This is a genomic window from Streptosporangium sp. LJ11, from assembly GCF_051918945.1.
Classification (GTDB): Bacteria; Actinomycetota; Actinomycetes; order Streptosporangiales; family Streptosporangiaceae; genus Streptosporangium.
In genome coordinates, this window is sequence record NZ_JBPXMB010000011.1 from 272,614 (window position 1) to 281,422 (window position 8,809).

An 8,809-nucleotide genomic window follows, 5' to 3' on the forward strand; every position below is an offset into this window, starting at 1 on the left:
TCCGGAGGTGAGCGAAGCGTGAGGCCGACTCGCGCAGCCGCATTGGCTGCCGTACTCACCGTGCTACTCCTGTCGCCCGCCGTCGCCGGAGCCGCTCCCCTGCGGGCCGTCAAACCCAGCCCCGAGGCCGAGCTCAAGAAGCTGACCCAAGAGGCCGCCGCGATCAACAAGAGTTACCGCGGCCAGGTGCAGAGCCTGGAGGAGACCCGGGTCCAGGCCAGCAAGGCCACCTCCAACGCCAAGAGCCTCAGGCGCGCCCTGGCCAACGCCGAGACCGACGTCGTGCGCTTCGCCCAGACCGCCTACATGGGCGGCGCCCTCGACGACGGCAACCTGCTGAGCTTCCAGGGCGACGCCAACCTGGCCCTCGGCCAGGCCGCGACCATGTCCTACCTGGCCAGCCGCCGCGCCACCCAGCTCAACCGGGTCAAGGACCTCATCAAGAGGGCCAAGGCCGCGGAGAAGTCCGCCGACACGAAGATCGTCAAACTCAAGAAGGACATCGCCGACCTCAAGCGGCAGCGGGTCAGGATCGAGAAGCTCCTGGCCAAGTACGGCTTCCAGACCCCCTCGGGCAGCGGCGGCCTGACCCCCCGCACGATCACCATGCGCAACCTCGTGCTGCAGACCTTTCCCATGCCGTACGGCTACGGCTGCCTGCGCCCCGGCGACCCCGGCGACCACGGCAGCGGCCGGGCCTGCGACTTCATGATGAGCTCCGGCGGCAGCGTCCCCGCGGAGGACGCCATGGACCGCGGCAACCGCCTCGCCCAGTGGGCCATCGACAACGGCAACCGCCTCGGGGTCATGTACATCATCTGGCAGCAGAAGTACTACGACGTCCGCACCGGCGCCGGATGGAAGATGATGTCCAACCGAGGCGGCAACACCGCCAACCACATCGACCACGTCCACATCTCGATGTTCTGAGTTATCACCGCTCGCCCACAGCGAAGCCATTCCAGAAATGTGGATGGCGACGCAGCGTTTTTAGGCCGAGCCGTTCCTGCGGCACACGCAGGCGGGTGGAGAGCAGCTCGACCGCCCGCAGACGTAACGCAGAAGGCAGCCAGGAGCAGACCGCGCGGTAGTCAGTGCTGGTGCGTTGGTTGCTGGCATCGTTGCTCCGCCAGTGTGACGGCCCATCTAGGAGAAACCGGTAACAGGAAGAAACCGGACGCAACGTCGGAAGTCCTGCGGCGGCAGCTTGCGCGGCGGCGTTGGCTGCGGTGAGAAGCCCGGCGAGGTCGAGATCTCCAAAGTAATGCACGACGTCGGGAGCCGGTTCGAGCAAGGGGATGCTCAGGACGCTTTGTGCGAAGCCGTTGCCATGACCCCAGCCGAGGTGCAGGTCAGGTCTCGCCGCTGGATCGAGGTCGCGCAGGGCGGTGAGAAAAGACGTGTAGGTAGCACGGTTCTCCAGGACGAGCAGTCCGGTAGGTCCGGCGCCCGGTACGTGCTGGGATACGAACGGCAAGGCGGGCGGGAAGCAGGCCAGCAGCTCCAGGGTGAGAGCGCCGGATGTGAAGAGTCGGTTGTTCAGGTAGCCGTCGATGGCCTTCTCGTCGTCGAAGAGTTCCAGGGAGCGTTCCTGGACGGGGACGAACTCAGGGGATGGGTCGTCGCGGATCCAGGTGGCGACCCGATCGAGGATCTTCCGTTCGTCAGCTCTGGTGGCGATGGCCCCGGCGGCTTCGAGCAGATGAGGCCACACACGCGGAGAATGAGACGGGCGCATGACGGTCAGCGGTTCGACGCGCATGACCCAGAACGGGATGGCGGGAACAGTTCGACGATCCCAGCCGGTAGCCGATCTCGGCGCCGGCAGCGTGATCCTCTCAGCATTCTCGAGTTCGCCGAGGGCGCTACGGAATTTGGCCAGCCCTTCAGCATCGCCGACCAACCCAGGATCGAACCTGCTGGCCTCACCGAATAGATCGGTCACGGGGATCCGTTTGCCGCGGAACCGGATGACAAGCCGGGCGAGCTCGGTGGCGAGCGGTGACATCGGCTGGTTCATTCGGCGCCGTCCCACGGGTGGTCGGTGTGCGCGACGCGGATGCCGGTGACGTAACTGGCTTCGGGGACGATGTAGCGGCGGTTGTGGGTGCGTCCTTCCCGGTTATCGAGCCGGATGACGTTGGGAAACTGGATCACGGCAGCCGGGTCCTTCACTCCGGTGGTGTAGATGAGCTGGACGCCGTGTGAAGCGGCGACATTGCGCTGCAGCCGTATCAAGGAGGCGGATGAAGCCCGGCCGATGGGATTGTCGAGCAGCAAGACCCCTCCGGAACGTCCCTTACGGCCGGTGTGCGCGGCGCGTAGCGCAGCGAGCGTGCAATAAAGCGCGATGCATACGGTTAGCTTCTCGCCGCCGCTCCACTTGGCGAGGCGGCTGATGTCCTCGGTGGTCCCGGCGGTGTCGTCGGTGGGTTTAAGGACCTTGACGGTGAAACCTCGAGGTCCTGCGGCTTCGTGAACGGCGGCCTTCAGCAGCGGCATACCTTCGGGCTTGAGTCCCTTCTCCACGAGCCTGTCGATGACTCTCTCGGCGTAGACGACTAGGTCGGCGTCACCGGGCCGGTCAAAACTGATCCGCAGGACCTTCTTGTCGGCCCACGACCCCGAGCCGGTCTTCATATGGGAGGCGCGTTCTGCTTTGCCAAGCATGTCAAGGCTGTCCTTCACCAGGTGTGCGAGCGCCTCGCTGAGGATGGCCTGGTCCTGGGCGATGGCACTGAGTTCGCCGACCAGGGTCTGCGCCCGCAGCCGCAGTTTGCCGCTCAGCTCGTCGGCGTGCGGGCCGAGAATCGCGGGCGGATCGTTCGCCACCCGGTCTTTCATCGGCCCGGAGATCCCCGTGAAGCGAGCGGCCGTGCGCCGGAGCCGGTCCACGGACGTGTTGAGGCTGATCTCGGTGCCAGTGAAAGTCTTGACCGCGGCGCTCACCGCATCCCTAGCCTGCCGGGATCGGGTGCGCGCCGTATCCTCGTCTTCGGTGAACGGCTCCGCGAGCTGCTCGCCCGGATCCGGGAGTGATTCCAAGAGTGTGCCGAGGAGCGTCTTGCGGTGCTCGGCTTGCGAAGTCTGCTGCTCGACGTCATTGATGAGACCTTCGGCCTGGGTGAGCCGTTCCTGAGCCCCCTGGTTGCGGAGCTCCTGCTCGGAGGCGAGGCCATCGGCTTCCTGGGAACTGGTCGGGACGACGGGCAGGGTGCGGCGTGGTGGCTGCCGATAGACCCGTTCGATCGCCTCCAATTCGGAACCACGTTGTTTCACCTGATTCCTGGCCGCGCCGCGGTCGTCGGTCGCCGCTTCCGAATCCTGCCGGGCGCGGGCGAGGGCGGCGGATCGAAGGTGCGGCTCTTGGCCTTCGGGGGAGGCAAGCAATCGCCCGGCGGTGGCGCGATCGGCGGCAGGCCGTTGCATGACTTCGCGCTTGGCGTCGGCGACTTGCCGGGCGAGGCCCTGCACCCGGTCGGCCAGCACCGATTGGGCGGCACGGATTTCCAAAGCCTTGAGTGCGTCTTGCTGACAGCGGCGCAGAACATCCAAAGGTGTGGTCGGATCCCCATGCACGTCCAGTGGATCGGTCGCGGTGTCGGGGAGGCCATCGCATTCTGACCGGTAATCAGCCGCTCTGCGGCGCTCGGTTTCAGCGGTGACCTCCCACTGCTTGGTCTCAAGGAGGGCTTGCTGGGCGTCGGTGTTGTGCTGGCGGGCGCGACGGTCCGCGTCGGCGCCGCGCTCTTGCGCGGCTGTCAGCTGCCCGCGCCAGTCGTCTGCATCGGCCAAGAGGAGGGCGAATTCCTCAAGCCAGTTGATGGTGGCATCGGCTTTGCGAAGATCAGTGTTGAGCATGTCACGAAGAGCATCGTCCAGCCGGTCGCCGTCATCGAGGCCCTGAAGCTCTGTTCTGTTGTCCTCCTGCTCGTTGTCGATGGCCTGCAGCTTGCGGTCGAGCCGATCGATTTCGTCGCTCAGGATGGCCAGGTGTCCGGCGGGACAATCGTCGAGGAACTGGGTGATCTGGCGGCGTAGTTCGTCATCGGCCGCGCGTTGCCGGGCCAGATCCTGATCTTTGAGAGTGTGGGCGTGGGCGCGTTCCTTGAGCAACCGAACCGCTGCCTCTGCCTCGGCCTGATCGACCAAGCCCGGTTGCAGCCGGGTCCAAGCCGCGGCAACTAGGGAGTTCGCCGACACCACCCCGCCTCGGACCAGGACGTCCGCGGCTTCGGCGGAGTAGACCCCGATGAGCGAGGTCGTGACAGCCGCACGGGAGTCCAAGACCCGGGTCGCATCGGCGACCCGACTGGTCGGGACCACCACTCCACAACCGAGCTGGGCGATCTCGGGCAGGTTCAGTGAAGTCATCAGGTGGTAAGCGGGCATGACCGAGCGCAGATGGGCCCAGCCGGTCTGGGCGGGTACGCCGGCGTCGAGGAGCTCGCGTTCTATGCGTTCGGCGTCCAGGCTGGACGGCAGGACCTGGCTGCGTTCCTGCGCCTCGATACTCCTCCTGTCGGCGTGTTGTTCGGCTCTGCGCAGGATGCGCTCGTCATCCGCCGCGATGACCGCGTCGCTCAACCGGCGCAACAAGATCGGACCCTCGACCCACAGGTCGACGGTCTCATCACCGGCGGTCTCAGCCAGCCCGCGCAGCCGTTCAGAACTAGTCAGCTCGGCCCGTTCGGCATCCAAATCGGTGTGCCGCTCGACTGTCTTGGTGCGCGTCGCGTCGGCGGTGCTGTGCTCGCCCGCCAGGGCGGCGTCCCGGTTGGTGATCTCGGTACGGCGGGCACGGCGGCCCTCGCACCGTGCTGCCAGCTCCTTGAGCTGCCGATCGACTTCGGCGCGATCGGTGATCACTATGTCGAGGTGGCTTTGGAGTGGGATGGTGTGGCTGGGCAGGTGACCGCGGGCAACGCCGTCCCTGCGGCGTTGATCAAGAATGTCGAGCTGGGTCTGGGCCTGGGATTCGTCGGTAGTCGCCTGTGTCTTGTCGGTTCGCGCTCGCTCCTCCAGCTCTCCATGTTTCGTGAGGGCCTCCCCCGCGGTCTCCTTCTGCTCGTCAGCCAGGTCGGCCGCGAAATCGGCTTCTTCGGCGAGCGCGTTCAAACGGTGTCGCAGCAGGGCTGCATGTCGGGCGTGTTCTTCGCGGAGTGGGGCGATCTCGGCTTCTTCGGCTGAGGCCAGCAGCTCGGCCTGGGTCAGACGTGACTCCAATTCGGCGAACGCGGCAAGTTGGACGGTGGTCTCCCAGGCCTGCACCAGAGCTCGCGCTTTGTCGACGTTCTGGCCCGCTTCCTGCTCTTGGATTTCGGCCTCGGCCAGACGCAGCCTGGCGCCTTCCTTCCGGTACAGGTAGGCCAGGTCAGTGGCCGTGGACCGATCGTTGTTGGCCGCCGTGCGGGCTTCTGCGAACACGGTCAATCGTGTTTTCAGGCTCTCCTGGAGCTCCTCTGCGGCGGTGACTGCGGCGGTGAAGGAGGCGGCCAGGACCTCCGCGGCGGTGGTAACAGCGGCCAATTCACCGGCAGCGGCTTGCACATGCTCATAGCTGGCGGCGACGTCGCTCAGATCTTCGGCAGTGGCGCTGCAGAAGTCGCGCTCTTCGATCTTCTGTGGCTTGGCCGCCAGCAGGGCCGTGACGCTCGCGAGCCGGGTCGCGACGCTGATGGCGGCGGCCGGCTGGGTGGCCAGATCCAGCAGGAAGTTGATGAAGTCCTTGGCAGAGGGGAACTTGAACAGGTCTTCCACGCCGCCCTCGACGTGGTTCATCTGCTTCTGCGTACGGAAGATCTCCGGATCCAAGTGCCGATCTAGAAGCGCTTTCGTCCAGACGTGCTGCTTGTCGGTCACCACCAGGTTCGCGTGCCGGGCATGTGGTTTGGCCAGCTCGCGCAGCTCCTCCAGGAAGCCGGTCAGCCGCCTGGGGCGTCCGGAATCGTCGCAGAACGGCAACGTGTCCGGCTCTAAAACGCCGGAGACGGCGTGGAAAGCGTAGAAGTAACTGCTCAGCTTGTCCTTTGAGTCGGCGGCCTTTACAGGTTTACGCAAGTCCGACCATTCATGGACCACACCGGTGACGAGGATCTCTTCCGGGTCGCCCAGCAGGGTCCGACTGGTGTCATGAGGCTGCCATGTCGCGATCACGTGTGAGGTGTCGCCCGTATCGACGTAGTCGGTAAGACTGCGCTGCACGGTCCTGCCCATGAAGTCGTTAGCGTGCGGCAACAGGAGCGCGTACGTCAGCGACAGGATGCTCGACTTGCCTCCGCCGTTGCGCAGCCAGACGACCGAGTCCTGAGGTACGGCGGCGCCGTCGACCGGCGCGGTGAAATCAAGCGGAAGATCGGTAAATCGGGCAGAACGTTCGCCCACGGTCCGAAACCGCAACGCGGCGAGCTGATGGGTCATCCGCGGGATTCCTCTCTGCGGCGTAGCTCGGCGATGAAACCGTAGGCACGCTCGAGGGCGACCTCCTTAGCGTGCACCCGAAACCGTTCGGTCAGTGTCCAGGTGTCCTCGGCTGAACTGTCGACGCGGGCCATACCCTGTCCTGTCAGCCAGGTCAGGACCGTCTGCACCCAATAGCGGGTGCAGCGGCTGGTCAACTTGCCGGAGCTGCGGCCAGCCTCCCCGTAATGCACCGACGGCAAGGCCAGATAGGTCCGCCAGGCCTCGTCTAGACCTTCCTTGGGAATAACATCGCCGGCGGCGTCGTGAGAGCACAACCGCTCGCACAGCTCCCGCAACCATGCATCGAGGTCCCTGGCTGAGATACGCCGGACGCGGTCGTCGTCGAGCTCCTGCGTACTGGGGTAGGCGAACGCGACCAGGCCAGTAAGAACCAGACCAGCCAGCAACTTGTTCTCCGGTTTTCCCGTGTAGGGCAGGTCGGAGATGCGGAAGGCCAGCGGAGACTCGGGCTCGATACCCAGGATGAGCCCGAAGTCGCCCTCAGACAGAACCCGCGCCCCTAAGCCGTGCAAAATCGCGTTCGCAGCGGTCTTGAACTCCAGCTCGGTCCGGTAGCGACTGAGAACCCGCTGGTAATCGGGGTTGCGACCAGGCCGCTGAGTCGGCCGGATTGCGAACGACACCAGGAGGCCTATATCGGTGTGGTCGGTGGCGATGAGACTCATGCTGACTTCCTGCTGATCGGGACCGGATTCGCATCGGCGAGGGCATCGGCGTCGGGGGCGACGATGACGTCGTCGCCATCCCACCCGGGCAGTTGCAACGGTGTGCCGTCAGTGTCGACGGCGGTGCGCGTTCCCAGGATGCGGGCCATCAGGTCATCGGCCATCCGGCCGCCTTCATCGTCGGCGTCCTCGGGGGAGAAAGCCCACAACACGGCCAGGTTTAGGACCTCGGCACCCTGCTGGCGGACACGCGGGGATGGGGCTTGGGCATCGTTCAGGCAGGCGTGCAGCAGCCGGGATAGCCGGGCGGGCAGGCCGACACCCCGCACGGCGCGGATCGCCACATCGACGACCTCCGTCCGGATGAGTGGTTTCGGCAGGTCGGCGAGTTCGGTCTCATCATCACCTCGTTCGCCTGCGGTGATGCTGCCGGTGCGCGTCCACAGGTCGTTGATCAGCCGATAGAGGCGGGGCAGTCGCGGGGTACGGGGGCCCGCCATGTCGATTAGGAACCGCTCGGTCAGAGTGCCGGCCTCGGCGCAGCCCAGTTCCAGGACCGGCAAAAGGATCTCCTGCTGCGGATCCGGCAAGTTGACCAACGCGGGCGGACGGAAGGCTTGGCGTTCCTGCTCCTCCAAGAATATCCCTCGGGCCGCGATGACTCGATGATGCAATGACTCGTGGCGGCGCTGGCATTCCTCCAGCAGCTGGGCGATCCGCACCCCGGACGTAAGAAGCTTCGCCTCGCCGTTCATCAACGCCTCCCGGACCTTCCCCAGCAAGTGCCGTTCGGTATTCAGCCGCTCCCTGATGTGCTTGCGAGCAGCCTCCAGGCTGTCCGGTACTGTCGCGGCCCATTCCTTCTCCACGATCCGCAGATCACGGCGCGTTTGCTTCAGCAGCCGGTCCAGCCCTTCCGCGAGGCTGACCGACAGCAGCCGGGCTCGTTCTGCGGACTTCAACGCCGCGTCGAACGCGTTGCGCGCCAGCTGCCGTTCCAGCACCAGCTCCGTGGCGACCTGTTCGTCTTCGACATCGAAGTCGAGGCCGCCGATCAAGGCGTTGATGGCGTCTTTCGTGGCGCGGAGCACATTCTCGTCACGCGACGCATGATCGTGCTCAACTAGGAGGGAGAAGGGGACCTCGCGCTGCCGGTGACCAGCTTCATGATCGGAGTAATCGCTGGTGATGTATCGGAAAGGGGCCTGGCCGCTCGACCGGTTCAGCAAGGCGTCCACCACGAACATCGCGACATCCGTGTGCTCGCCGACCGGGCGTTCCGGAGCAGCCACCCCGGACAGCACCGATAGTGCGTCCACTACGTCCTGCCGGGTGGCTTCGAACTCGAATCCTTGTCGGGCAACAACCAGATCGATGGCGGTCAAGGCCAGAGTAACGATGTCGTAGATTCCCTCCGGCCAGTCCCGGCGGTAAGCCGCTTGCACGGCTTCGATCACCGGGCTGAACCTCAGGAACGCCGCCACGCGTGCGGGAAAAGAGGACTCGTGCACACTGAGAGCGTGTTTGAGAGGGTGTGAGATAGGGGTCGCAGAGGTGTGACATCGATGACTGGCGCGGGCAGAGGGGCTGGATGTCGTCTGCTCGTCGTGGTTACCCGTCGGATCTGACCGATGCCCAGTGGGCGCTCATCGAGCCGCTTC

General features: G+C 65.4%; 5 protein-coding genes. 1 reads left to right on the top strand and 4 read right to left on the bottom strand.

Annotated features, from left to right (window positions below; translation table 11 throughout):
• Positions 1-60 precede the first annotated feature (60 nt).
• Positions 61-930 carry a coiled-coil domain-containing protein gene (locus tag ACTOQ3_RS18635; RefSeq protein WP_440084635.1) on the top strand — a complete coding sequence of 290 codons (870 nt, stop codon included), beginning with the start codon at positions 61-63 and terminating at the stop codon, positions 928-930.
• 4 nt (positions 931-934) lie between these two features.
• Here the strand turns inward: ACTOQ3_RS18635 and ACTOQ3_RS18640 are convergent, their stop codons facing one another.
• Genes ACTOQ3_RS18640 through ACTOQ3_RS18655 form a run of 4 tightly spaced genes read right to left on the bottom strand, consistent with a single transcriptional unit; the run spans position 935 to position 8,632 of the window.
• Complete coding sequence (locus tag ACTOQ3_RS18640; RefSeq protein ID WP_440084636.1) at positions 935-2,020, bottom strand: hypothetical protein; 1,086 nt, start codon at positions 2,018-2,020, stop codon at positions 935-937.
• Positions 2,017-6,420: a hypothetical protein gene (locus ACTOQ3_RS18645; protein ID WP_440084637.1), complete on the bottom strand. Its 4,404-nt coding sequence runs from the start codon at positions 6,418-6,420 to the stop codon at positions 2,017-2,019. The genes ACTOQ3_RS18640 and ACTOQ3_RS18645 overlap by 4 nt, the downstream gene beginning before the upstream one ends.
• Positions 6,417-7,148, bottom strand: a complete 732-nt coding sequence (locus ACTOQ3_RS18650; RefSeq protein ID WP_440084638.1) for a hypothetical protein — start codon at positions 7,146-7,148, stop codon at positions 6,417-6,419. The genes ACTOQ3_RS18645 and ACTOQ3_RS18650 overlap by 4 nt, the downstream gene beginning before the upstream one ends.
• Positions 7,145-8,632: a hypothetical protein gene (locus ACTOQ3_RS18655; protein ID WP_440084639.1), complete on the bottom strand. Its 1,488-nt coding sequence runs from the start codon at positions 8,630-8,632 to the stop codon at positions 7,145-7,147. The genes ACTOQ3_RS18650 and ACTOQ3_RS18655 overlap by 4 nt, the downstream gene beginning before the upstream one ends.
• Between the last annotated feature and the right edge of the window lie 177 nt (positions 8,633-8,809).